Origin of the sequence: Vulgatibacter incomptus (assembly GCF_001263175.1) — a bacterium.
Lineage (GTDB): Bacteria > Myxococcota > Myxococcia > Myxococcales > Vulgatibacteraceae > Vulgatibacter > Vulgatibacter incomptus.
Genome location: NZ_CP012332.1, coordinates 2,753,380 through 2,775,243, shown reverse-complemented (window position 1 = coordinate 2,775,243; position 21,864 = coordinate 2,753,380). Strand labels below are relative to the sequence as shown.

General features: G+C 67.6%; 25 protein-coding genes. 10 read left to right on the top strand and 15 right to left on the bottom strand.

Going from position 1 to position 21,864, the window contains the following annotated elements; translation table 11 throughout:
* Positions 1–136: 136 nt before the first annotated feature.
* The 4 genes from AKJ08_RS11640 to AKJ08_RS11625 all read left to right on the top strand — a co-directional run bounded on the left by AKJ08_RS11640 (position 137) and on the right by AKJ08_RS11625 (position 3,388).
* A complete protein-coding gene (locus tag AKJ08_RS11640; RefSeq protein WP_050726220.1) occupies positions 137–1,327 on the top strand; it encodes a porin family protein in 1,191 nt (396 codons plus the stop codon).
* 141 nt (positions 1,328–1,468) lie between these two features.
* Positions 1,469–2,131 carry a hypothetical protein gene (locus tag AKJ08_RS11635; RefSeq protein ID WP_157370629.1) on the top strand — a complete coding sequence of 221 codons (663 nt, stop codon included), beginning with the start codon at positions 1,469–1,471 and terminating at the stop codon, positions 2,129–2,131.
* Positions 2,132–2,241: 110 nt separating this feature from the next.
* A complete protein-coding gene (locus tag AKJ08_RS11630; RefSeq protein WP_050726218.1) occupies positions 2,242–2,625 on the top strand; it encodes a DUF3392 family protein in 384 nt (127 codons plus the stop codon).
* Positions 2,626–2,647: 22 nt separating this feature from the next.
* Positions 2,648–3,388, top strand: coding sequence for an OmpA/MotB family protein (locus AKJ08_RS11625; protein ID WP_050726217.1), 741 nt, complete (start codon positions 2,648–2,650; stop codon positions 3,386–3,388).
* A gap of 52 nt (positions 3,389–3,440) precedes the next feature.
* Here AKJ08_RS11625 and AKJ08_RS11620 read toward each other — a convergent pair whose 3' ends face one another.
* From AKJ08_RS11620 to AKJ08_RS11610, 3 genes are all read right to left on the bottom strand, one after another.
* Positions 3,441–3,917 (bottom strand): hypothetical protein, encoded by a 477-nt coding sequence (locus tag AKJ08_RS11620; protein WP_157370628.1) that lies wholly within the window; start codon positions 3,915–3,917, stop codon positions 3,441–3,443.
* Positions 3,918–3,958: 41 nt separating this feature from the next.
* Complete coding sequence (locus tag AKJ08_RS11615; RefSeq protein ID WP_050726215.1) at positions 3,959–4,648, bottom strand: SDR family NAD(P)-dependent oxidoreductase; 690 nt, start codon at positions 4,646–4,648, stop codon at positions 3,959–3,961.
* A 132-nt stretch (positions 4,649–4,780) separates the two neighbouring features.
* The gene (locus AKJ08_RS11610; protein WP_050726214.1) at positions 4,781–6,253 is read right to left on the bottom strand and encodes an ArnT family glycosyltransferase; all 1,473 of its coding nucleotides are present in this window, start codon (positions 6,251–6,253) and stop codon (positions 4,781–4,783) included.
* A 341-nt stretch (positions 6,254–6,594) separates the two neighbouring features.
* Between AKJ08_RS11610 and cueR the strand changes: the two genes are divergently transcribed.
* Both cueR and AKJ08_RS11600 read left to right on the top strand, forming a co-directional pair.
* Entirely contained in the window at positions 6,595–7,038 is a 444-nt protein-coding gene (gene cueR / locus AKJ08_RS11605; RefSeq protein ID WP_050726213.1) for a Cu(I)-responsive transcriptional regulator, read from the top strand.
* A gap of 35 nt (positions 7,039–7,073) precedes the next feature.
* Positions 7,074–8,480 carry a multicopper oxidase family protein gene (locus AKJ08_RS11600; protein WP_050726212.1) on the top strand — a complete coding sequence of 469 codons (1,407 nt, stop codon included), beginning with the start codon at positions 7,074–7,076 and terminating at the stop codon, positions 8,478–8,480.
* Positions 8,481–8,509: 29 nt separating this feature from the next.
* On the opposite strand, the gene AKJ08_RS11595 is transcribed toward AKJ08_RS11600, so the two are convergent.
* From AKJ08_RS11595 to AKJ08_RS11545, 11 genes are all read right to left on the bottom strand, one after another.
* Positions 8,510–9,376, bottom strand: a complete 867-nt coding sequence (locus AKJ08_RS11595) for a GNAT family N-acetyltransferase (protein ID WP_050726211.1) — start codon at positions 9,374–9,376, stop codon at positions 8,510–8,512.
* A 9-nt stretch (positions 9,377–9,385) separates the two neighbouring features.
* Positions 9,386–9,694 carry a DUF6916 family protein gene (locus AKJ08_RS11590; RefSeq protein ID WP_050726210.1) on the bottom strand — a complete coding sequence of 103 codons (309 nt, stop codon included), beginning with the start codon at positions 9,692–9,694 and terminating at the stop codon, positions 9,386–9,388.
* The gene (locus AKJ08_RS11585) at positions 9,687–10,172 is read right to left on the bottom strand and encodes a GNAT family N-acetyltransferase (protein ID WP_050726209.1); all 486 of its coding nucleotides are present in this window, start codon (positions 10,170–10,172) and stop codon (positions 9,687–9,689) included. Before AKJ08_RS11585 ends, AKJ08_RS11590 begins: the two co-directional genes overlap by 8 nt.
* 2 nt (positions 10,173–10,174) lie before the next feature.
* Positions 10,175–10,693, bottom strand: a complete 519-nt coding sequence (locus AKJ08_RS11580) for a phage tail protein (protein ID WP_050726208.1) — start codon at positions 10,691–10,693, stop codon at positions 10,175–10,177.
* 33 nt (positions 10,694–10,726) lie between these two features.
* Positions 10,727–11,227 carry a phage tail protein gene (locus tag AKJ08_RS11575; protein WP_050726207.1) on the bottom strand — a complete coding sequence of 167 codons (501 nt, stop codon included), beginning with the start codon at positions 11,225–11,227 and terminating at the stop codon, positions 10,727–10,729.
* A 7-nt stretch (positions 11,228–11,234) separates the two neighbouring features.
* Positions 11,235–11,738 carry a phage tail protein gene (locus AKJ08_RS11570; protein ID WP_050726206.1) on the bottom strand — a complete coding sequence of 168 codons (504 nt, stop codon included), beginning with the start codon at positions 11,736–11,738 and terminating at the stop codon, positions 11,235–11,237.
* Between the two features lie 14 nt (positions 11,739–11,752).
* On the bottom strand, positions 11,753–12,616 hold the full coding sequence (locus AKJ08_RS11565; protein ID WP_050726205.1) for an NHL repeat-containing protein: 864 nt from the start codon (positions 12,614–12,616) through the stop codon (positions 11,753–11,755).
* Positions 12,617–12,629: 13 nt separating this feature from the next.
* The gene (locus AKJ08_RS11560) at positions 12,630–14,741 is read right to left on the bottom strand and encodes a collagen-like protein (protein ID WP_050726204.1); all 2,112 of its coding nucleotides are present in this window, start codon (positions 14,739–14,741) and stop codon (positions 12,630–12,632) included.
* A complete protein-coding gene (locus tag AKJ08_RS11555) occupies positions 14,728–15,015 on the bottom strand; it encodes a hypothetical protein (RefSeq protein WP_157370627.1) in 288 nt (95 codons plus the stop codon). Before AKJ08_RS11555 ends, AKJ08_RS11560 begins: the two co-directional genes overlap by 14 nt.
* A 112-nt stretch (positions 15,016–15,127) precedes the next feature.
* Positions 15,128–15,313: a hypothetical protein gene (locus AKJ08_RS19330; protein ID WP_157370626.1), complete on the bottom strand. Its 186-nt coding sequence runs from the start codon at positions 15,311–15,313 to the stop codon at positions 15,128–15,130.
* A 286-nt stretch (positions 15,314–15,599) separates the two neighbouring features.
* Positions 15,600–16,037, bottom strand: a complete 438-nt coding sequence (locus AKJ08_RS11545; RefSeq protein ID WP_050727551.1) for an acetyltransferase — start codon at positions 16,035–16,037, stop codon at positions 15,600–15,602.
* A 495-nt stretch (positions 16,038–16,532) separates the two neighbouring features.
* Here AKJ08_RS11545 and AKJ08_RS11540 point away from each other — a divergent pair, with 495 nt between their 5' ends.
* Both AKJ08_RS11540 and AKJ08_RS11535 read left to right on the top strand, forming a co-directional pair.
* Positions 16,533–17,618, top strand: coding sequence for an IS5 family transposase (locus tag AKJ08_RS11540; protein ID WP_050725530.1), 1,086 nt, complete (start codon positions 16,533–16,535; stop codon positions 17,616–17,618).
* Positions 17,619–17,921: 303 nt separating this feature from the next.
* Positions 17,922–18,176, top strand: a complete 255-nt coding sequence (locus AKJ08_RS11535) for an MYXO-CTERM sorting domain-containing protein (RefSeq protein ID WP_157370625.1) — start codon at positions 17,922–17,924, stop codon at positions 18,174–18,176.
* An 82-nt stretch (positions 18,177–18,258) separates the two neighbouring features.
* Here AKJ08_RS11535 and AKJ08_RS11530 read toward each other — a convergent pair whose 3' ends face one another.
* Positions 18,259–19,590, bottom strand: a complete 1,332-nt coding sequence (locus tag AKJ08_RS11530) for a class I SAM-dependent methyltransferase (protein WP_205624716.1) — start codon at positions 19,588–19,590, stop codon at positions 18,259–18,261.
* 286 nt (positions 19,591–19,876) lie between these two features.
* On the opposite strand from AKJ08_RS11530, the gene AKJ08_RS11520 reads away from it, so the two are divergent.
* Positions 19,877–21,121 (top strand): type I restriction enzyme HsdR N-terminal domain-containing protein, encoded by a 1,245-nt coding sequence (locus AKJ08_RS11520; protein ID WP_050726198.1) that lies wholly within the window; start codon positions 19,877–19,879, stop codon positions 21,119–21,121.
* A 121-nt stretch (positions 21,122–21,242) separates the two neighbouring features.
* The gene (locus AKJ08_RS11515) at positions 21,243–21,782 is read left to right on the top strand and encodes a hypothetical protein (protein ID WP_157370623.1); all 540 of its coding nucleotides are present in this window, start codon (positions 21,243–21,245) and stop codon (positions 21,780–21,782) included.
* Positions 21,783–21,864: the final 82 nt, after the last annotated feature.

The window sequence follows — 21,864 nt, the reverse complement described above, 5'->3', positions numbered from 1 at the left end:
GCGAGAGCTATGCGCAGGACGCCGGGTGCATCGTCGGCGACTGTGCACCGAGCGAAGCTCGTGGCTGCGGTCGCCTTGACCCTCCACCGGCTCGCCCGCACGCTCCCCAGGCGAATCGGGTGTCGGAGGAGCGCTGGTGGCGACGGCGAAGCGGCGCGGCGGCTGGCTCTCGTGCTGTGTGGCGATCGCGACGGCGTTCCTCGCTGCGTCCTCCGCGGCAGAGCCTTCGTCCGACGACGTGGCCGGATGGGATCCCGTAGAGGGCGGCTTCATCCTCCGATCGCCCGATGGCGCGTACAGCTTTCGGCCCGGCCTTCAGTCGGGATACCGCTTCGAGCCGACGTGGCTGAACGGCGAGTCGCAGCCACAGCCCCAGTTCTTCGTCGTCCGGCCGTACGCGACCGGAAGCCTGTACCGGAAGTGGATTCGGTACTCCGCCGTCGCAGAGTTCAACGCGAGCCCGCCCTACCTGCTGGACTACGTCGTCGACGCCAGGCCGGTGGAGGCGATCGGCATCCAGGTCGGCCAGCAGCTCACGCCATTCTCGCGCCAGGAGTGGCGCGCGCCCCCTCAGCTCCTCTTCCCCGAATGGGACATCGTGGCCGACTACTTCGCGACGGGGCGCAACAAGGGCGCGCTGGTGTACGGGAACGTCGGCGAGGGACGATTCGAGTACTGGGCGGGGGCCTACATCGGCTCGCCCGTCCGCCAGTTCCTCAACTTCCCCGGGAACTACCTCTACGAGTTCCGAACGACCTTCAGCCCGCTGGGCCCGGTGGGTCCCACGGAGATGCCCTTCGCGCTCAACCCGAACGTGCCCTTCCGCTATTCGTTCTCGCTCCAGGGCTACGTGGCGAAGATGCAGGTCACGACCTCGCAGCTCGATCCGGTCACCGGCCTCATCGTCACCATGCCGACCGACGACCGGCCGAGGTTGCTCGCGGGAGGCATCGACTTCGGGCTCCAATGGGATCGCCTTTCGTTCTTCTCGGAGGCCTACGTCCGGCGGACCCGTCCCGGCGATGGCAGCGAGTCCTTCGTGTCCGTCGGTGCCTGGGCCCAACTCGGCTACATCGTCTACGGACGAACCGTCGCGCTCGGCGCCCGCTGGAGCTGGCTCGATCCGAGCAGTCATCTCGGACACGACCAATTCAACCGGATCGAGGGCCTCATTGCGTGGCTCGTCGACCCCACTCACCTGCACCTCCAGCTGCGCTACGGCATCGCGCACCAGGAGGCGCCGACGGGAGACCTCGACTCGGTCCCGCTCATCGCTCCGACCGGCACGAGCCAGACGCTCACGCTCCAGGCGGGCGTCTTCTTCTGACGTCATGAGGGCGTGGGAGTGGTGACGTTTTCGTGGCCCGATCGGGGGGCGCTTCCCTTCTCCCTCCCGACAAAACCTATCATTCCGCGTCTAGGTCTGGCGGGCGGGAGGAGCATCCCTTCTGGCGCCGACGGAGGCCACATGAGAGTCACGAGTCTGGCTGGCACTGTAGGAGCGCTCCTGCTCGTCGCTGCCGGCTGTAGCAGCACGCCCACTTCGGGCGCGGAGCAGGTGTTCACGGGACGCGTCGACGGGCTCGGGAGCCTCGTCGCGATCGACGAGACGGGGAACCGGATCTCCGCCGCCACACAGGGCGACCAGTTCACGATTCGTCTCCCCTCCCGACACACGTATCGGTTCACCGTCACCGCAGAGGGCAATGCTCGGGTGGTCTTCCCGCGGAGCGGGGGCGTGGAGGGAGCGCTCCGAATCCGTTCGGCGGTCGCGCCCTTCCACCTGGGATCGCTGGCCCAGTACGGCGCTACCGGAAGGCTCCTCCAGGGCCTTGGCGCCGACGATCGGCACGAATGCTTGAGCGACGACGGCTGCGGCGAGGACCACCCGCATCCAGACGACGACGGAATCGCTTGCGTGGACGAGGACGACGAGTCGGAGCTCGCCTGCGACCACGATTGCGAATCCGGCGACCAGTTGGCCCCGGAAAACCTGCCGCCCAGCTCGTTCGGCGACTGCGACGACGACGACGATGATGACGATGACGATGACGATCATCACGATGGCGACCACCACCATGGGGGACACGATCACGAGGAGTCGGACGACGATTCCTCCGATCGCAGGTAGGGCAATTCCGGCCACCGTCGCTCGATCGCCCGGTATTTCATCCGAATTCTCAGGGGTTGGAGACCACCGTCTTGGCAGATAAGGTGCAAATAGTGTAACCGTTCCGGCCAATGATGCTGGACCCGCACCTGGCCAATCTGCCGAGCTCCCTCCCCGAGGCCGCATCGTCGATCGAAGCCCTCTACCTGCGCTTATCGGGTTGGCTCGAGGCGCATCTGGCCCAGGCTGGCACGCTGATCGCGGGAACCACGTTCTCCCTCTACGCGCGCAACCTCGGCGAGACGGTGCGTCGGTTCGCGAAGAGCTGGCCGTTCATCCTGCGCGTCGGCCTTTTCGTCGGGCTCGTGGGTTTCGGCTTCGGCCTGATCATCGCCACGATCGCTCCCGTGGTCACGGCAGGGCTCCGGTGGGTCGGCACGCCCTTCCTCGTGCCGGCGATCCTCGCCGCCTTCATCGTCATCGGCATTCTGGCGGAGCGCAACGGCCGCATCTGAGAGCGTTTAAAAGGAGTCGCGCATGTCGGAAGCAGCAAAGAGCCCGGAGGCGGGCGCGCAGCGGCGGGGGAGCGCAGGCATCGCCTGGCTCGTCGCGTTGGTAGTGGCCACCGGAGGTATTACCGCATTCTACTCGGTGCGCTCGGAGCTCGGCAGTGAACGCGCCGCCCACGCCGAGGCACGCGACGATCTCGACTCGTCGCGCGCGGAGATCGAGTCGCTCCAGGCGAAGATCGAATCCCTCGAGGGCGAGCGGAGCAAGCTCGCGGAGGACGCGCGTCAGAAGGAGGACGCCCTGGACGCGATGCGCCGCGCGCAGGACGAGCTGCAGGAGCGGCTGCAGGCCGAGGTCGCGAAGGGCAGCGTCCTCATCTCCCAGCAGGGCGGCGAGCTCGTCGTCGACTTGATCGACCAGATCGTCTTCGACTCCGGCGAGGCCGAGCTCAACGAGAAGGGCAGGGCGGTCCTGCGCAAGGTGGCCGAGACCCTCGCCCGGGTGCCCGACAAGATCATCCAGGTCTCCGGCCACACGGACCGGCAGAAGATCGTGGGAAAGCTCGCCGAACGATTCCCCACCAATTGGGAGCTGTCGGCGACCCGCGCCACCAACGTCGTTCGCTTCCTGCAGGACGAGGTCAAGCTCCCGGGCGATCGCCTCGTCGCCGCAGGCCTGGCGGAGTTCCGTCCCATCGCCCGCAACACGACCAAGGCCGGGCGCAGCAGGAACCGGCGCATCGAGGTGCGATTGCTGCCTGTGCCGTAGCCCACGTACGAGCGGCCCGCGTTCGGCCGCTACCGGCTCGGGAGCGCTCGAGTCAGCAGCGATTCGAGCAGGCTCCGTACTGGAGACCGCAAGCTGCGACGCAGTCTCTGCAATCGGCCCACGAGGTCGAGGGGCAGGTGGCCTCGCATCCCATGCGCGCTTCGACGCAGCCCTTCAGGCAGTCCGTCGGTCGCGCCTTGGAGCACTCCGTCGCGACCAGGAAGCCCTTGTCGTACGAATCGACGCACTCGCCCGCGCGCCGGGCGAAGCACTCGAAGAACTCCCCCAGCCCCGCGGCGTTGCAAGCCGTCACGCAGTACTCGGATTCGTCGACTGGCTCGGCCGCCAGCCCCTTCGCCTCGCAGAGCGCCAGGTTCGGCTCCGGCACCGAATGGATGCCGCAGCTCATCATGGCCGCGCAGTTGGAGACGTTGCACCGCGGGTCGCTCCCCTCGTCTCCCGCGCGCTGGTAGACGGCGATCCCTGCTCCTACCGCCGCCACCAGCAGCAAGGCTCGAAGCCATTTCACCTGCACCTCCGACGGCGTGACCGCGTGGTGTCCCGGAAGGCTCAGCCAACCTGGGTGAAGGTCGAGGCCCGCATCGAGTACAGCTCCCAGAACTTGGCGGCGATCTTCTCCGGCTCGATGGCCGCGTGACCGCCGCGATCGAAGGCGGTGCCCTTCACGAGCCCGAGCACCATCACCTCGCCGACGAAGACGCCGTCGGCGCGGAGCTTCTTGGCGAGCAGGCCGACGAGTTTGTGCTTGGCGGAGTTGGCCAGAGCGAGGCCCATCGCGCCGCTCTGCACGGCCATCGCGTCGACCTTCTCGTCGAAGAGCCCGAAGCTCCCGTTCGTGACGAGGACGGCTCCCTTCCGATCGCGCAGATCGGGGAGCGCCTCGCGGACGGCGGCGAGCAGGCTGCCCGTCGCGATCTCCATGGTCGAGCGGACCTCCGCCGGATCGACCGCGAGCAGGTCTCCCGCCGCGTTTCCATAGGCGGTCCACGCCACCGCGTCGATCGGCCCCATGGCGGCCCGTACCTGGGTCACGACCTTCTGCGCCTGCGAGGGATCGCTGACATCTGCGGTGAAGGAGCGAGCGTTGATGCCCTTGCTCTCGAGCGCCTTCACGCCGGCCGCCAGCCGCTCCGCCGTGCGCGCCACCAGCGCGATCTGAAAGCCTGCCTGCCCGAAGCGCTCCGCCAGCGCGGAGGAGATGCCCGGCCCATACCCTGCGATGAGGATCGTCTTGCTCATGCCGAGACGCTAGCGTGGGGCGACGGGTTCCGCACGAAAAACGCCGTTGCGACCCTGGACCGGAGCCCTTCCGTGAGCCTCCTCAGGCACAGCGGAAGGGCTCTCGAGGAACGCGCTCGGGTGAGGCGAGCGTCACTGAGCGGCGATTGTGCCTGGTTCCGTCACGAATAGAGTCCAGCCCGGGCGGACGCTCTCTCGTGCGTGTAGGCCTCGGGCCTCGAGCCGCGTCCGCAGCGCGTCGGCGTGCCGCGGCGAGACCACGATGGCGGCAGGCTCCCTCGCGGTCGCGATCTCCGAGAGGGCCGCGTCGATGGGCTGGTCCGTCCAGGGCTCGTCGGTCTCGGCGAGGCGGGTCAGCGCGCCCCGCAGGTAGAAGCGCAGGCCGTGCAGGTACTCTTCGTCGAAGGCGTAGACCCGCGCGGACGGCGCCTCCGCTCGCACGAAGCCGGCGAGGGCGCGCATGTCGTTGGGATGCTCGATCCAGCTCGACGCGAGGAGGCCGGCGGAGAGCAGGGCGGCCGTGGGGACAGCGACGGTCGCGGCCCGGCGCAGCGCACCCTCCCGGGATAGGGAGACCAGGGCGCGAGCGAGCAAAAGGGCCATGGGCGCGCAGAGCGGGAGGACGTAGAGCGGCAGGCGGCTTCGCGCGAGCGAGAAGACCACAAGCGGAGGCACGATCCAGAGGGCGAGGAGAGCCGCAGGAGATGCCTGGAGCAGGGAGCGGGCTCGCAGCGCGTGGCGCCGGACCCAAGCGGCGCGGGCGCCGAACCAGATCCACGGACCGCAGCCGAAGAGCACCAGCGGCAGATACATCGTGAACGGCTTGTACCACTGGGGATTGCGGTTGTAGTGGTCGCGGAAGAGACGGCCGGTGATCTGCTGATCGATCATGAAGTCGAACGCGCCGTCGTTCCTCGCAAAGACGAGCGCGTACCATCCCAGGCCGACCAGCAAGAAGGCCGCGATACCCACCGGAGAAACCATGCGGAACGGCCGGCGCGAGACGAGGTCGTAGCCGAGGATGGGCGCCAGCGGCAGGAGCCCGGCGGTCCCCTTCGCGAGGAATGCCAAGCCCAACGCCAGCCAGGTCAGGACGACGTAGCGCCGCTCCCTCTTGCGGTCTTCGCTTCGAACGGCGGAGACATAGGCGAGCATCGTGAGGAGCTCGAAGAGCGTGACGAAGCCGTCCGATGCGAGCGAGCCTCCGCCGATGGCCGGGAGGGCCGAGGTCGCGTAGACGAGGCCCGCGACGAGGCCGGTGCGTCGATCCCAGAGCCGCGTCCCGATTCCCACGACCACCAGCGCCGCGAGGGCGAAGGCGAGGCCGTTCCCGGCCCGAGCTCCGGCCTCGTTCACGCCGAGGAGCGCCATCCCGCCCGCCATCGCCCAGTAGGAGAGCGGGGGCTTGTCGAAGTGGGGCTGGTAGGCGAGCTGGGGCTCGATGACGTTGCCGGTCTCGAGCATCTCGCGGGCGACCTCGGCGAAGCGCCCTTCGGTCGTCTCGTAGAGGCCGCGGGTTCCGATCGCTGCGAGGGCCACCAACAGCGAGAGTCCGACGATGAGAAAGAGGGTTCGTCTTTCGCGGCGCTTCTCGTTCGCAATCATTGTCGCTCCGGCCGGTTCCGGCGGCCTTTCCGCGGCATGGGTCCGCGCGAAGCCAGAACGATCGACGACATGCCGGGCCTTCCGCAAGGGCACGTCGAGCTCCGTTCTCGGGGCGATCGTGCCGGTTCGATGCGAGCCGTTTCGATCGCACGGAAGGCCCCGGGGCAACCTGCCGTTCTACCGGGGCTTGACCTTGCCATCGTTGGAAGCCTCAGCCTCCAGACGATGCCGCGAACGGTCGAAAGGAGTCTTTCGATGAACCACACGAACCACGCTCGCCCGTCTGGGCGCGTGATTTCCAGCCCGGTGATCGAGGAACTGAGCGCCTCGTGGATGGCTGCATGACCATCGGAGAAGCCGCCAAGGCGTCCGGCGTCTCGGCCAAGATGATCCGCTACTACGAGAAGACCGGACTGATACAGCCTGCCGATCGCACCGAGTCCGGCTACCGGATCTACTCCGCCGAGGACGTACACACGCTCCGCTTCATCCGCCGCGCCCGCGACCTCGGCTTCCTGGTCGAGGGCATCGCCGAGCTGCTCGCGCTCTGGCAGGACCGCTCGCGGCGCAGCGCTGACGTAAAGCGGCTCGCCATCGGCCACGTCGAGGCCCTCGAGCGCAAGATCCTGGAGCTCGAGGGGATGGCCAGCACGCTCCGAACCCTCGCTGCATGTTGCTCGGGCGACGACCGGCCCGATTGCCCGATCCTCGCTGACATCGAGGCGAGACACCGGACTACGGATGGCGCCACTACGCGTCGATCGGGCAGGCGGGCGATCTCGTAGCTCTTCCGAGTTCTTTCGACAGACGGAGTTGGACCATGCGATTCCTTGCTCTCCTCCTCGCCCCGCTCGCCATCCTGCCCGCATGCAAGGATTCCGAAGGAAGAGCCGTCGAGCGGCTCGCCGCCGAGGCGAGTCCCTTCCTCGAGCGGAAGCCTGCATCGACCGGACGGATCCGCGAGCTCGACCTCGTCGCGGCCCCGACGAACCTCGCGCTCCTGGACGGCCGTTCTCTCGACGTCTGGGCCTACAACGGGCAGCTCCCCGGACCGACGATCCGCGTGATGGTGGGCGACACGCTACGGGTTCGCTTCCTCAACCGGCTGCCGCAGCCGAGCACGATCCACTGGCACGGGATCCGTCTTCCAAATGGAATGGACGGCGTACCGGGCGTGACCCAACCTCCCATTCCGCCGGGTGGGAGCTTCGTCTACGAGTTCGTCGCGAGGGATCCGGGAACCTTCTGGTACCACCCGCACATCCGGGGCAGCGAGCAGCTCGAGCGAGGCCTCTACGGCATGCTGATCGTCGAGGAGGCGGAAGCACCGCCGGAACGGGAGATCCTCTGGGTCCTCGACGACTGGCGGCTCGACGAGACCGGCCAGATCGACCCGCGCTTCGTCACGAGGGGTGACCTGGCCCACGACGGACGGTGGGGAACCGTGATCACCGTCAACGGAGACGTCGCGCCAGACCTCGTCCTGGGCGAGGGGGAGAGGGTACGGCTGCGCATCCTCAACGCGGCGAACGGGCGGGTGTTCCGCCCGGATTTCGGCGCCTTCGACGCGCGCGTGATCGCCTTCGACGGCCTCGCGACGGCCCGTCCCCTTCCGGCGGATGATCTCGTGCTCGCGCCCGGAAACCGCGTCGATCTGGACCTCGTGGCTTCGTCTCGCCAGGGCGACCGAATTCGAGTGATGGACCGTTTCACCAGGAGGGAAAACCACCTCGCCACGATCCGGGTAGGCCCATCGCTGGCGCCGATCGTTGTTCGGAGACCCAATCCGGGCTTCGTGCCGACGTGGAGCGGCGCCGAGGCGATTGCGCCCGACGTCACGTTCCGGCTGAACGCGAAGCTCGGCGGGCCGTTTGGCGTCCAGTGGATGATCAACGACCATCCCATGCACCACGACGACCAGAGCCCGATCTCGGAATGGCACGAGCCCCCCTACCGGCTGCGGCGGGGCAAGTGGACGAAGCTGCGCTTCGTGAACGAGTCCGCGCGGCTGCACCCGATGCACCTCCACGGCCAGTTCTTCAAGGTCGTCGCGAGGGACGGGCGCCCTGTCGACGAGGAACACTGGCGTGACACGGTGCTCGTCGGCCCTCGGGAGACGGTGGACGTCGGGCTCGTGCCGACCGAGCCCGGCAGCTGGATGCTCCACTGTCACATCATGGAGCACCAGGACGCAGGCATGATGACGCTGATCGCCGTGGACGGATAGCAGCCTGGCGCGTGCTTCCGGATCGGGTTTCAGGCGGGGCGCGCGTAGCTGAGGTTCCGATCGACGATCTGTAGTCCGATCGATTGGTAGAGGCGCGAGGAGACCGGATCGGTGGCGAGCGCGTAGACGAGCGCCAGCCTGGCCCCCGCCTCCGCCATCCTCCGCAGCGCGTCCATCGAAGCTGCGCGGGCGAGGCCCAGTCCGCGCCAGGCGGGCACGGTGCCCACCGGTTCCAGCTCACCCACGCCGGTGGCCGGATCGAACCAGCCCAACGCGAAGGCAGCCATTTCGCCCTCGGGGGTGAGCGCCACCACGTCGTGCTCCGGCCGGTACAGCGGCGCGCGGACCAGGCGCTCGTAGATCGACGCCTGCAACCGCTCGCTCCCGAAGGCCGCGCGGTGGGCAGCCGCTCTCGCGGCCAGCTCTCCGGCGTCGACGCCTCGGAGCGAGAAGCCCGGCGGAAGCGTCGGCCGCAGCTCCAGCTCCCGAACCGGGCGGGCCAGATGTAGATAGCAGCCGCCGGTTGGCGCGAGGCCGGCGTCGACGAGGGCCTCAGCGAGCTGCCGATCTCCCTCCAGCGCCCAGATCGTGGGCCTCGGCTCCTCGAGCGACTCCGACCATTCGATCACCTCGGGGACGAGACGCTCGGCGTGGGAGGCTGGATGAAAGAGCACGTCGATCTCGCCTCGCGCGTAGCGCCACGCGAATCCGAGCAGCGTTCCGTCGGGTGCCTCCCAGAGCCGGATGTGTTCCATCCGGACGAGGTCGTTCCGGTTCATCCGCCACTGCAGGTCGCCGGCGGTGAAGGGCACGTGCGGGCCGCGCTCCTTCCACGCCGCCCGGACCAGCTCGTCCATGCGTCGAAAGTCGTGGTCGGAATCGGGAGAGCGCGACATGGCGCACCCCTATCCGAAGATCGCTTCGTAGACGAGGCCCTGCGCGTCGCGCCGGATGGGGACGAGGAAGATCTCGAGCTCGCCCAGCTCGCGGTGCCGCAGCTTGTAGATGCGCTGAGGGAGGGCAGGGGACGCCGGTCCGCGGAAGAGGAGCGAGAATGGCGCTCGCCGCGCCTCTGGGGGCCGCGGATCGACGGGCCCTTCCGCGACCTCGCTCAGGACGAGCTCGAGTTCGGGCGGCTCGCCTCCGTCGAGACGGAGCACGAAGCTCTCGCCGATCCGGGAGGAGAACTGGGCGGCAGTGAGACCCTCAAGCATCGTTTCGCGCCTTCCACTCGAGAAAGAGATACACACCGCGATCGGCGATCGGGACGAAACCGAGACGCGTGTAGAGCCTCATGGCCGGGTTGTGCTTCTCGACGTGGATGCGCACGGGAACACCCGTCTCGCGGGACTCGGCGAGGAACCGCTCCAGCAGCGCGCTTCCGATGCCCCGGCCACGCTCCGCGGTCAACAGCGCGATGTCGATGATCCGGATCTCCTCCGCGCTCCGGTGCACGTAGAGGCGGCCCACCGGCCGATCGCCGACACAGATGACGTCGAAGCGCGCGTCCGCGCAATGCTCCCGGTACTGCTTGTGCTGCGCCTCGAACTGGAAGCGGACGAACGCTTCCTTCTCGGCGTCGGACCACGGGACAGGTCGCAGCTCCTCCTCCCTCGTGCTCGCATAGACCGCGAGGAGGAAGGGCTCATCTCCGGGGCCGACCGGCCGGAGTGAAAACGGCGGGAGCTGCATCCCTACCCTCTCGGCGGATAAACGCCGACGAGGGCGATGCAGAAGTGGAAGGTCATGTAGGGCTGCATGTTCTCGTGCGGCGCACCGGAACCGCCGCCGTCGAGAGCCGCAGGGGAGAGCTCGGTGTCCCCTTGCGCATTGGCGGCGTACATCTGCGGCGCCGCGCCCAGGCTGGCCTCGGTCGAGGGGTTCCGCGCGTCCCCGGCGGCGGAGGAGGCAGTCAGCGAGTGCGAATGCGCCGGAATCTGTGACGCGGCAAGCGCGACGGTCTCACTCCCACCCGATTCCCCAATGTCGCGGTAGGAGAGCCCTTGCCCCTGGCCCCAGCCCATCGGTGCGGCACCCTGCAGGTCGGGGAGCGCGAAGTTCGTCAGGCCGTTCCCGCCGTAATTGGTCCCGAGGAGGGTGAAGAGGGCCGTGTTCTGGGCGAGCGGAAGGATCTGACCGTCACAGAGGGCCCACCACCTCGGAGCGAAATTGAAAGGGAAGATGCGAATCTCTGCGACGAATGGGTCAGCCATTGCAGCGACCTCGGAGCCCGGACCTCTCCGTGCTTAAAACGGGGACGGAAAGATTCCGTACGCCGAGATGATGAAGCTCACGCAGGTGTAGGGCATGAGGTTCGAGTGCGGCTGGCTGCCTCCCGCGACTCCAGTGGACCCTGTGCCGAGGGGAACGGGTTCGCGGCCTTCGGCGTAGACCAGCGCGCCGTCCGCCGCCAGCACCTGGCCCGTCGGAGCGGAGGTCACGCCCGCTGACCGGGACGCCATCAGCCGGTGCCGATGGGTCGGAACCTGGCTGGTCGCCAGCGTGACCATCTCGCTCCCGCCCTGGCCACCCAGGACGAAGCCGTTGCCCGCGTGGACCGGCAGTCGGCCGCAGAGGTTGGGAAGGCCGAACGTCTCCTGCCCATCCCCGCCGTAGGTCGTGCCAATCAGATTGTAGAGCGTTTCGTACAAGTCGATGGGGACGACCTGGCCGTTGCAGAACTCCCAGCCAGCCGGCGCGAAGTTCCCGGCGAACATCCGGATCTCGCCTACGTATGGAATCGCCATGATGCCTCTAGGATGGAGACGGGAAGATGCCCTGCAGGGCAATCATGAACGAGAGGACCTGGTAGGGCTGCAGGTTGAGGTGTGCTTGCCCCCCGCCCGCGAAGTCCCCGACGGAGTCGAGGTGGAGGGCCGCGAGGTTCGAGGGAGGTCCGTACTGCTCGCCGCCTGCCGCTGCGAGCACGGTTCCGGAGGGGTCCGGCTCGGTGCCCCGACGGCTCGCGGCCGCCACCGAATGGCTGTGGACGGGCATCTGCGCAGGCTGGATCGTCACCGCAGTGGAACCGCCGCGCTCACCCAGCACGTGGCCGTTGCCGGCGTGAATCGGGACCCGGCCTCGCAGGTCCGGGAGACCGAAAGTCGTCCGCCCGTCGCCACCGAACGTCGTGCCGAGCAGGCTGAACAGGCCCTGGTTCTGGTTGATGGGGAGGATCTGGCCGTCGCACATCGCCCAGCCTCGAGGAGCGAAGCCGAAGGAGGTGATCCGGATCTCGGAGAGGAAAGGCTCGGCCATGGAGGCTCCGGTGGTCAGGACAGGCTGGGGGCGGCTGGACCCGCGACCCGGAGCCGCCCCTGCGAATCGAAGGCGAGGTGGAGCGGTGACACGGCGTGTCCGGCCTCGTCTGTGGGGACGAAGCGGTCCACTGGCCTTCCGCGGGAGAAGACGGCCACGGTCCCCTGGGCTGCGTCGCCCACGTAGGCGCGGCCGTTCGGCCCGAAGGCGATCGAGCCCGGCATCGCGAGACGAGCCTCCCCGCCGTCGTAGCCGTCGATCCAGCGGCCTTCCGTGTCGAAGACCTGGATCCGGCGGTTGCCCGCGTCGACCACGTGCAGCAGTCCGTCCGGTGCGAACGCCAGCGAACGCGGGCCATTGAGTTCGCTGGGGCCCAAACCGAACGCGCCGATGGTGCCGGCGGGTCGGGTCCCGTCGAAGATCTGGATCCGATGGTTCAGGGTGTCGCAGACGTAGAGACGCCCGGCGTCATCGAAGGCGAGACCCCGGGGAAGAGCGAGCTCGCCCTCTCCGGTGCCGGGCCGCCCGATGACGTGGGAGACGCTGCCGTCCTTCTCGAAGACCTGGATCCGCCCGTTGCCCGCGTCGGCGACGTGGATCCGCTGGCGTGCGTCGAAGGCGAGGGCGGTGGGACCGTTGAGCTCTCCTTCTCGGATGCCGGTACCTCCGCGGACCCAATCGTTGGCGCCGTCGAGCCGCGAGAGCTGGTTGCGAACGGGATCGATGCGATAGGCGTTGCCCCGCGCGTCGAAGCTGAGGTGGTCCGGGCCCGCGACCAGGTCGACGGCGCCGGCCTCCCGCCAGGTGCCGATCGCACGGGGAAGGAGGGCGGCCGCGCCGCCGGCAAGGGCCAGCCCGATGAAGGATCGTCGCTGCACGTCAGCGCCTCCGCTAGAGAAAGAGCGCGCCCGGATCCGGGGTGGCGGTCTTGAGCGAGAGCCCACCCGTTCCCGCGGTCGGCGCAGGAGTTCCGGTGCCGGTGCCCTGGCAGGGGTTCCCGCCATCGCCTCCCGCCGCGCCGCCGCCGAAGCCGCTGCCGTTCCAGGTGGAGATCGTGCCGCTCGACGTGCCGGCTACACCGCCCGTCACGTTGACCGCGATCTGGGCGCTGGCCGCGTCGGGACCCAGGAGGTGGACGATTCCGCCGCCGCCTCCACCGCCGCCGCAGTAGCCCGTGACGTTGGCGTTGCCGCTCCCGCCGTTTCCGCCGCGGGCCGAGATCTGCACCAGGTTGAAGTTGCCGGATCCCTTCCACGCCAGGATCACGGCACCACCGCCGCCTCCGCCGCTGCCTCCGCCGCCATTCAATGCCGTGTTGTTCGAGCCGGCTCCGCCGTCGGCCGAGATCCGGGCTCCGGCTCCGAACGAACAGCCGCCGCCCGCCCGGATCACGAGGGAACCGCCGCCTCCGCCGCCGAGCGCCGCCGAGGCCCCCGAACCCGCTCCGCCGAAGACGGCAGGGGGACGGAGCGCCGCTGCCGCCTGCGGGCTGGACAGGCCCTTGCCGCCGTTGCGGGCGTCCGCGGTCCCGAGCGCTGCGCCGGCGCCGGGCACCTCTGCGCGGCTCGCCGCTCCCGGCGCCACGACGATCGAGGCGCCGATACCCATGGTGAAGGGGCCCGTCGTCCGGATCACGAGGCCGGCCGGGATCGTCCACGTCACATCCGGGGCCACGTAGACCGTGCTGAACTGGAGGTTGGCGTTCGCGCCCGCGGTCGTCCAATCCGTCGAGACGTTGATGGTCAGGGCGCCTGCCGATCCGTCGCCCCACACCGATGCGCCGACGGCGCCGTTGCAGACGTAGTGCGAGCCGCTCGCGGACGTGTATTTGACGCCGCCGTTCGAGCAGTTCACTCCCGGCGGTTCCACGACCCCAGCGACCGAGACGCCGTTCGTTCCGTCGACGCCGTTTCGTCCGTGGCAGACGTACTCCGTGCCGCTCGCGGAGACGAGTTTCACGCCGCCGTAGGTGCAGTTCGCGCCGGGAGTCTCAGCGGTGGCGGTCACGGACACGCCGTCGGCTCCGTCGATCCCGTTGGCGCCGTCGATCCCGTCGCGGCCGTCTCTGCCGTTGGCGCCATCGCTCCCGTCGCGGCCGTCTCTGCCGTTGGCGCCATCGATCCCGTCGCGGCCGTCTCTGCCGTTTGCGCCGTCCATCCCGTCGCGGCCGTCTCTGCCGTTCGCGCCGTCGATCCCGTTGCGGCCGTCTCCGCCGTTGGCGCCGTTGCACACGAACTCCGTGCCGGTGGGCCAGTCGATCCTCACGCCTCCGTCGGGGCAGTTCTCGCCGGGTGCCTCGGAGGCGCCCGTTACGGACGTCGCGCCATCGCGGCCCGCGACGCCGTTGCAGACGAGGAGGGACTCGTTCCCCGAAAGGATTCGCACGCCGCCAGCCGGGCAGGCGGTGCCGGGCGCCTGGACCTCGGCGACGACCGAGGCTCCGTCTGCGCCGTCCGCGCCATCCGCGCCATCCGCGCCGTCGGCGCCGTCGCGGCCAGCAGGACCGGCGGGGCCCTGGGGGCCCCTCTCGCCGGCGGGACCCTGCAGCAGCTCGGGCACGTTGCGGACGCCCGACCAGTCGACCGAAGCGGCGGTGTCCGCCGTGTCGGCGTGTCCAGCCCGCAGCGCGAAGGGCACCGCGGAGACGCGGATCCGCTCGAGCACGTCGTAGGCGCCGCCATTGGGGCTTCGGACGGAGATCGCGAGGTAGACCTCGCTGGTCACCTGCTCGAAGAGCGGGCCCACCTCGGTGGAGAACGCGCCGTCCTCGACGGTCACCACCGCGTCCAGGGAGGCCAGGGCCTTGCCGCCCTCGGCGGCCCCGAAGAGCTCGAAGCGGAGATCGTAGGTGCCGCTGCCGGCGGGGGCGTCGCGGTCGAGGAGCATGCCCCGATAGACGACGCTGCCGGTGACGGCGGCCGAGGCGCGGGAGGCAGTCCCGAGGCTGGCGAGCAGGAGAGCTGCACCGAGCAGCGGAGAGATCCAGGAGCTAGCGGCCCGCATGGAACGTCCCTCCTTCGACCTGGAAGCGCGCGCCCGCCGCCTGGGTGTTTCGGGAATCGGCGCTCCCGTCGATCACCCACGCGGTTCCCTGCGCCGCGCCGACGGAGGTCGTCAGCTGGCCGCAGACCGCGAAGCGATTGCCGCGCTGGGGTTCGGCGCAGGCCTTCGCCACCGGGTCGGGCGAGTGGTGCGAGTGGCCCCCGTCGCATCCGAGGCCCAAGAACACCAGGCCCAGTCCCAAGCTCCCTACCCACGCTTTCGTGCGTCTCGACATCGGCGACTCCCCGCTCTCGCGCGGTGACACGACGATGAATCGGCACGTGTCCGCGAGTAAACGCGGGCCGCGTCTTACGTGAGGCCGGAAGCCGATTCAACTGTTCGTTGAGTCACGGTTTCGGGTCGGTCCGAAGGCGCTCGGACGACGCGCGGGGTAGGTCCTGGTGGGAGGGATCGCGCACCTGATCGGCGAAGCACCGCGCGGCGTGAAGCTCCGCGCGCACCTCCTCAGCCGCCGGGACATAGGCCGGATCGGCCGCGCAGTAGAGGCCCAGCGCGGCCCGGGCTCCGCTCACCAGGCGACCACGATCATCACGGCAAGATTCAGGGAGATCTGCCCGCTCCGAATCCGACAGGAGCCACTCGATGGTCTCCGGATCCCCTCCCGCCTCCAGCAGCGTGATGGCCTGGTGCAAGGCGCGGAAGGCCTGGGCCGTCCCGTCCGATGGACACGCGGCCTCGGGGGCGGGAGAGCCGACGGCGCGGGCGCTCGGCAGGACGTGGCGAGTGCGGCGGACGCGATAACCAGGACGACGGCGGTCTTCATGGGAAACCCTCTCCTTCGCCCGCGGAATCGAGTGCTCAAGCCGGCATGGCCAGGTGCAGCAGAGGATAGGGCCGACCCTGGCCGTCCGTCTCGCTGCGCCCCGTCTGCAGGATGCCGTAGCGGAGGTAGAAGCCAACCGCCTTGGGGTTCTGCTCGTTTACGTCCACCGTCAGCGGACGGTCGCCGGCCACGTGATTCAGGAGCCTTCGACCAATCCCGGAACCCATGACCGCCGGATCCACGAACAGCATCTCGACGTGTCGACCGCCCATGCCGATGAACCCGACAGGCCGTCCGTCTGCACAGGCGACATGCACGTTCACAGCCGGCAGGTACACGCTACCAAGCTTCTCGTGGATGTCGTCGAAATCCGCCTTCGCGAGGAAGTCGTGCGTCTCCAGCACGGCGCGGCGCCAGATCTCCACCAACGCCTCGGTATCGGCGGCATGAAAGGGGCGGATGGTGATCTGCATCGGGGAACCCTCGAAAACGCGAGCCATCGGCCGCGCGAGCGAAACAATCGAACGTAGTCGCGCTCCGCACAGTTGCGCAACAGTACGGGGATGGATCAGGCGGCGATGACGCGGTTCCGGCCCCGCGCCGAGGCCACAAGGGGCAGGACCGCCAGCGCCATGCCGGCGGCGACCTAGAAGGAGAGCGAACGTTTGGTCCAGTCGGGAATCGGCATGAATCGGTCCAATCCCCCCAGGGAGTGCGGCGCGGCAGGATAGCGAAAAAGCCGAAAGAGCCAAGCGATGTGGGGTGTGGGGGCGGTTCGCAACGCCGCTATCCGGCGTCGGGGAGCGGAATGAATGCCGCGCCGGCAGCCTCGTCCAAGTGCTCGCGTTGGGCGAACGGAAGGCCCACTGCTCTAGCAGGTTGCTGAAAAACCCTGCGGTCCCCCGCACCGCAGGGATCGACCCGATAGGATCGCTACCGTAGAATCGCGCGCTCTTGCGGAGGAAGCGATGCGCGGCAAACTCGAGCGGCAGGCGTCGATGCTCACCCTGATCGGACCGGAACAGCGGGTGCCCAGGGACCACCCGATCCGCCGGATCAAGCTGCTCGCCGACCGTGAGCTCCAGCGCCTCTCGCCCGTCTTCGAGTCGATGTACAGCGGCACCGGCCGCCCCTCGATCCCGCCCGAGATCATCCTGAAGGCCTGCCTCCTCATCGCGCTCTTCAGCATCCGGAGCGAGCGGCAGTTCTGCGAGCGCCTCGACTACGACCTGATGTTCCGCTTCTTCCTGGACATGGGCATGACCGAGGAAAGCTTCGATGCCTCGACCTTCTCGAAGAACAAGGAGCGGCTGATCAGGGCGGATGTCGCGCGCCTCTTCTTTGAGGGCGTGGTCCGCCAGGCTAAGGAGGCGAAGCTGATCTCGGCCGAGCACTTCACGGTCGACGGCACGCTGATCGAGGCGTGGGCGTCGATGAAGAGCTTCAAGAAGAAGGGCGCGAAGGATAACGAGCCGCCAGACGATCCGGGGAACCCAACCATCGATTTCCACGGCGAGAAGCGCGCCAACGCCACGCACGAATCGTCTACCGACCCGGATGCGCGGCTTGCCCGGAAGGGCGCAGGCAAGGAGGCGAAGCTGGCGCTGTCGGGCCACGTGCTGATGGAGAACCGGAACGGCCTCTGCATCGACATCTCGATCTCGCACGCTGACGGAACTGCCGAACGCCGCGAGGCGCTGCGCATGCTGCAGCGTCAGAAGAGAAAAGGCTTCTCGCCAGCTACGCTGGGCGCCGACAAGGGCTACGACACCGCCGACTTCGTGCACGACGTCTTTGTCGAAGGTGTCGTTCCGCACGTCGCCCGAAAGCGAAAGCACTCGAACGTCGACGCGCGGCAAGCGCGCCAGATTGGGTACCGCCACAGTCAGAGATGCAGGAAGAAGGTCGAGGAGATCTTCGGCTGGATGAAGACCGTAGGTGGGCTGAGGAAGACCCGCTACCGAGGCGTCGAACGAACCCAGCTCTGCGCCTACTTCACAGGCGCAGCGTACAACCTGCTGCGTCTCTCGCGGCTGCTCGGGAGCGCGGCGTGAGCGCCGATCCGTGCTGCGCGCCAATGAGCGCCGCCGTGGAGGCATCGCATTCGTACGGCGCGAGGCTCGGACCGATTTACGAGCGTGCGGGACGGCGAAATCCATGCGCTCGACCTCTCGTTACCCAGGCACCACCACGGGCCCAGGCAGCGACTCGCGCCCAAAAACAGAGTTCTTCAGCAACCTGCTAGGCGGCGACCGCTTGGAGCCTGGGCCTGGAGGCCACCTGGCTCGCCTGATCGCAGGCAATCGAGTTGCGCTGTAGGTCCACGACGAGTTGGTTTCAATTTCGAGGGGAAGATCATGCGACTGGGAACGCTGGTTGTTGCTGGATTCACTGTGTTGATGGCCGGTGCGGTCCTCGATTCCGCCAAGGCCGATACCCTGGGCACGTCCTCGCGCATCGCTCGCGTCGCACAGGGGACCGCAAAGCTCGGGGCCTCGGGGCACGCGACGGGAATCTCTTGCGCAGCGGCCGGCGGCGTCGGCACGCCAGCGGCCCTCGGTGCGGTCGGCGGCGTCCTCCTGCTGATGCGGAGACGGGGCAGGGGACGGTAAGCCTCGCTGAGTTCGACTGGCGCGCGGCCACCACCGCGCGCTTCGGGCTCGGCGTGGAACGAGCGGGGGCCGTCCAGGACGATTATTCGTTCGCCGGGCGCGATGCGACGATTATGCGGGTCACACCACCCAGTCGAATCAGGCCTGCCTTCGAATAAGTCGCCGCCGCCTCGACAACGCCCGCCTCCCAGGACTTCCGGGCGTACTCCGGAAGGTCGTTCACGAACCGCGCCCATCCAAAGGCGCGCATCCACGCGATGAGCGCCCACGGTGTTTCCGCTTCCATCACAGGAACCTCGATCTCCTCCTCATGCTCGAGCCTGAGCCCTGCACGCTCGAGGTCTCGGTGCAGCCGTAGGGGTTGGGCGAAGCGGAACGTGCCCGGAGCTTCGAAGTCGATTGGCGGCAACCGCCTGTATCTTTCGAAAATGCTTCGCGGAAGCGAGTAGAACGGAGTCCGATCCGGCTCCGCCCACACGGCCGCGACGAGCAAGCCGCCCGGAACCATCGCGCGGCGCGCACAGTCGAGAGCGTCCACGGGCGAGTCCATGTACATCAGCCCCCATCGCACGAGCGTCGAATCGATGGAGCCCTGCTGGACCCCTTCGAGCGACGAGGCTTCCCCCACTCGGAGCTCGAGGTTCGACGCGCCCTCGCGCGCAGCTCGCTCCCTCGCCATGGCGAGCATGCTCGCCGACACATCGATGCCGAGCACCGACCCGCCAGGCCCCACCCTGTGCGCCGCAGGGATGGCCGGCTCGCCGCGTCCCGTCGCGAGGTCGAGCACTCGCTGGCCCGGGCCTACCCTGGCGAGCTCGAGCATCCTCTCGCTCAGCGGAGCGGAGAGCCGCACCTCCATCTCGTCGTACCTGCGCCAGATCTCTTCTGGGGTCAGGAGGTCACTCCCCGCGCCCATGGTCTCCTCCCGTTCCTTGCTTGGACATCTACCCCATCTGCACGTCCCTCTCTCAATCGCCCGGAGGCCCGTGCCGAGAGCGCTCTCGTCAAGCGGCAGATATAAAATTCGAAGATTATCGTGAAAATCGACAGTGGACGTAGTAGGTCGGTTCGCATGAACCGCCGAATCGCTTCGATGCTCGTCCTTGGATCGATGTTCCTTCAGGCCGGATGCACCTTGTTCGCCGTGCCTCACGCTCCCGGCACGGTCGTTTACGGGCCTCCTCCTCCCCCGAGGCCCCTCACCCGCGACCAGGCCATCGGGGTCGGCCATTCCTACTGTTACGACCGCGGGTACGAGTGCCACCTGAAGGAAGCCAATCTCGCGAAGCGCGACTCGATCTGGATGGTGAAGTTCGACGCTCGCGGCCGCCGCGCGAAGGGCAAGCTCCATCTCGAGATCGACGCCTACACCGGCGACCTGGTCCGTGTGGACGAGAAGGGAAAGCTCCGCCACAAAGGCTGAACCGCTCGGGCCCGCGCTAGGTCGGGCCTGCCGCGACGACGCCAACCCCGGTCCAGATCGTCGCCTCCGCACGACCGACCTCTTTCTTCTGCGACCTCCGGAGCTCGCCCCTCTCCACGTTGAACTACTCGGAGGACTGCATCGACGAAGTCGAGTCAGGCGGCTACGTCCCCGGTGCAGGGGGATTCCACTGATGGCGTAGGGGTCGACCTGGCAAGATTTGCCTCGCCGCCCGGTTCGTGAAATGATTCGGCCTTCATCGATACGGGGGGGAGCGATGGATGCCAGCCAGATGCTGGAGCTCGTGGCTCGATTTCGCGAGAATCGCGAGTTCATTCAGAACGAGGAGACGGTCAAGGTCGCACTGGTGCTGCCCTTGATCAAAATGCTGGGCTACGACCCTGCCACGCCTCGGGAGGTCCGCCCCGAATACTCGGCGGAGTTCACGCAGGGCGACGGGAAGAAGCTCGCCGATCGAATGGATTTCGCTATCTTCGACAAGACGGGCACGAAGCCGCTGCTCGTCATCGAGACGAAGCCCTTGGGGACGGACCTCAAGGCGAAGTCCCAGCAGCTCGCACGGTACATTGCGCAGATGTCCGAACTGCATTTCGGGATCATCACCGACGGATGCTCGTACCTCTTATACGGAGATCTCGAGAATCCGAACCAAATGGACCGTGATCCATTCTTCTCATTCTCGCTCGACGACCCAGAAGCCGACTGGGGAAAGATTGCGAAGTTTCTGACGAAGTTCAGTCGGGACGCCTTCAACGCCGAGACGCTCGTAACGGACGCGGAGAACAGCCGCTATCGCCAAGAGATGATCGACCGGCTATCCCGGGCGCTGAAGAGCCCAGCGGATGACGAAGCCTTCCTTAGCTGGCTGACCAAGGATGTCTACAAGGGAAAGCGTACCACCTCTGTCATGGTTCGCCTCGCCGAGGTTGCGCGTGAAGCCATTGAGCCTGCTCTCGTTCGACTGATGAGCGACGAATTCCTGAACAAGCTGAAGGAAAGGATTCAGAGCTTCGGCGAAGGTTCCGAGGGAGATGTGGGCGCTCCCTCGAACGTGTTCGTGGGCGGGGCACCCTCGGTAGCCGCTCAGGAGCATTCGCCCGAGCGTACGAAACGCACGATCGAGACGACCTCGGAGGAACTCGAGTTCTTCGACCTGGTGCGGAGCGTGTGTCAACGCGGCGGATTTGCCGCGAGTGATATCGTGTATCGAGACACGGTGAATTACTTCAATGTTTCGTTCCAGAAGCCCACGAAGTGGTTCGTTCGATTCTTTGGGAACGGAAAGAGAAAGAGCATCGTCACCTGGGTTCCGGTAGACGAGGCGAAGGCGCTTTGCCCGGGCTTCGAGGTAGAAGGGGCGCCGGACGTCTTTGGAGTCTCGAGGGTCTACGTCGAGAATGTGGCGCAGGTATGGGCGGTGTCCGGCCTGGTGCTTCGAAGCCTAGGGATCATGCGAACCAAATCGGAATCGGAAGCCGAGTTCGCGACCGTGACTGCCTGAACCATCTGAAATGTCGACCAGATCGGACAGGGCGTGGGCATCTGGTTGGATCGTCGAGCACGATGATCGACGGTCGTTCGTGGTGCCGTACATCGCTCTCTCGGTAGGGATCAGCGTCTTCGTGAGCCTCTTCTGGCTCTTGGTGCTCGTGGGAGTCCACTTCGCGCTCGAACTACTTCGTCAGAGGCGACTCCAAGCTCGCAATCCCATTCGCACGGCACTTTGGGAAATCAAGCTCGACGGTGCCTTGCTGCTGCTTTCGCTCACCCTTGCGATCTACATGGATGTCGTCGTCGGGATTTTGGGCCTTCGGGTTGCGGCTCGGGCCGGAAGTACGGTCGCGCGGGCTAGTGCGCGATTCGAATTCCTACGCCGATCGATTCGAACGGTACTCCTCATGCTCGACGACCTTGTCCGAATCGCAGGCTTCATCGTGGCCGCGGCTGGGATCCGAAGGGGCGAGCGGGACGTTCCCGACGAAACGTCACCTCATTTTGACGATCCGCGGCCGAGTGGCGGATGGACCTGGGGAGACCGCTTCGCGGTCGGGCTGGCAATGGTCTCGGGAGCGCTGCTCATTTCATCGCCGTGGCTCGCGGGCCATGGCATGGAGGGCATTTGGGCCATCGCCCTTCGGGAACTCCACCCGTTTCCACCCTGAGCCTGTCCTCAAAGCCGATCGTCGGCTGCGGGGCTGATCCGGTCTCCCTGATGGAGCGCCTGCCTTCCAGCGGACCGGGGTA

What these genes read in the sequence shown, in the direction of transcription:
- AKJ08_RS11635 (WP_157370629.1), top strand. Translation starts at nt 1,469, where the DNA reads ATGAGAGTCACGAGTCTGGCTGGCACTGTAGGAGCGCTCCTGCTCGTC.
- AKJ08_RS11580 (WP_050726208.1), bottom strand. Translation starts at nt 10,693, where the DNA reads ATGGCTGACCCATTCGTCGCAGAGATTCGCATCTTCCCTTTCAATTTC.
- AKJ08_RS11520 (WP_050726198.1), top strand. Translation starts at nt 19,877, where the DNA reads ATGGATGCCAGCCAGATGCTGGAGCTCGTGGCTCGATTTCGCGAGAAT.
- cueR (WP_050726213.1), top strand. Translation starts at nt 6,595, where the DNA reads ATGACCATCGGAGAAGCCGCCAAGGCGTCCGGCGTCTCGGCCAAGATG.
- AKJ08_RS11540 (WP_050725530.1), top strand. Translation starts at nt 16,533, where the DNA reads ATGCGCGGCAAACTCGAGCGGCAGGCGTCGATGCTCACCCTGATCGGA.
- AKJ08_RS11615 (WP_050726215.1), bottom strand. Translation starts at nt 4,648, where the DNA reads ATGAGCAAGACGATCCTCATCGCAGGGTATGGGCCGGGCATCTCCTCC.
- AKJ08_RS11575 (WP_050726207.1), bottom strand. Translation starts at nt 11,227, where the DNA reads ATGGCGATTCCATACGTAGGCGAGATCCGGATGTTCGCCGGGAACTTC.
- AKJ08_RS11595 (WP_050726211.1), bottom strand. Translation starts at nt 9,376, where the DNA reads ATGTCGCGCTCTCCCGATTCCGACCACGACTTTCGACGCATGGACGAG.
- AKJ08_RS11555 (WP_157370627.1), bottom strand. Translation starts at nt 15,015, where the DNA reads ATGTCGAGACGCACGAAAGCGTGGGTAGGGAGCTTGGGACTGGGCCTG.
- AKJ08_RS11630 (WP_050726218.1), top strand. Translation starts at nt 2,242, where the DNA reads ATGATGCTGGACCCGCACCTGGCCAATCTGCCGAGCTCCCTCCCCGAG.
- AKJ08_RS11560 (WP_050726204.1), bottom strand. Translation starts at nt 14,741, where the DNA reads ATGCGGGCCGCTAGCTCCTGGATCTCTCCGCTGCTCGGTGCAGCTCTC.
- AKJ08_RS11590 (WP_050726210.1), bottom strand. Translation starts at nt 9,694, where the DNA reads ATGCTTGAGGGTCTCACTGCCGCCCAGTTCTCCTCCCGGATCGGCGAG.
- AKJ08_RS11625 (WP_050726217.1), top strand. Translation starts at nt 2,648, where the DNA reads ATGTCGGAAGCAGCAAAGAGCCCGGAGGCGGGCGCGCAGCGGCGGGGG.
- AKJ08_RS11570 (WP_050726206.1), bottom strand. Translation starts at nt 11,738, where the DNA reads ATGGCCGAGCCTTTCCTCTCCGAGATCCGGATCACCTCCTTCGGCTTC.
- AKJ08_RS11610 (WP_050726214.1), bottom strand. Translation starts at nt 6,253, where the DNA reads ATGATTGCGAACGAGAAGCGCCGCGAAAGACGAACCCTCTTTCTCATC.
- AKJ08_RS11600 (WP_050726212.1), top strand. Translation starts at nt 7,074, where the DNA reads ATGCGATTCCTTGCTCTCCTCCTCGCCCCGCTCGCCATCCTGCCCGCA.
- AKJ08_RS11545 (WP_050727551.1), bottom strand. Translation starts at nt 16,037, where the DNA reads ATGCAGATCACCATCCGCCCCTTTCATGCCGCCGATACCGAGGCGTTG.
- AKJ08_RS11585 (WP_050726209.1), bottom strand. Translation starts at nt 10,172, where the DNA reads ATGCAGCTCCCGCCGTTTTCACTCCGGCCGGTCGGCCCCGGAGATGAG.
- AKJ08_RS11535 (WP_157370625.1), top strand. Translation starts at nt 17,922, where the DNA reads ATGCGACTGGGAACGCTGGTTGTTGCTGGATTCACTGTGTTGATGGCC.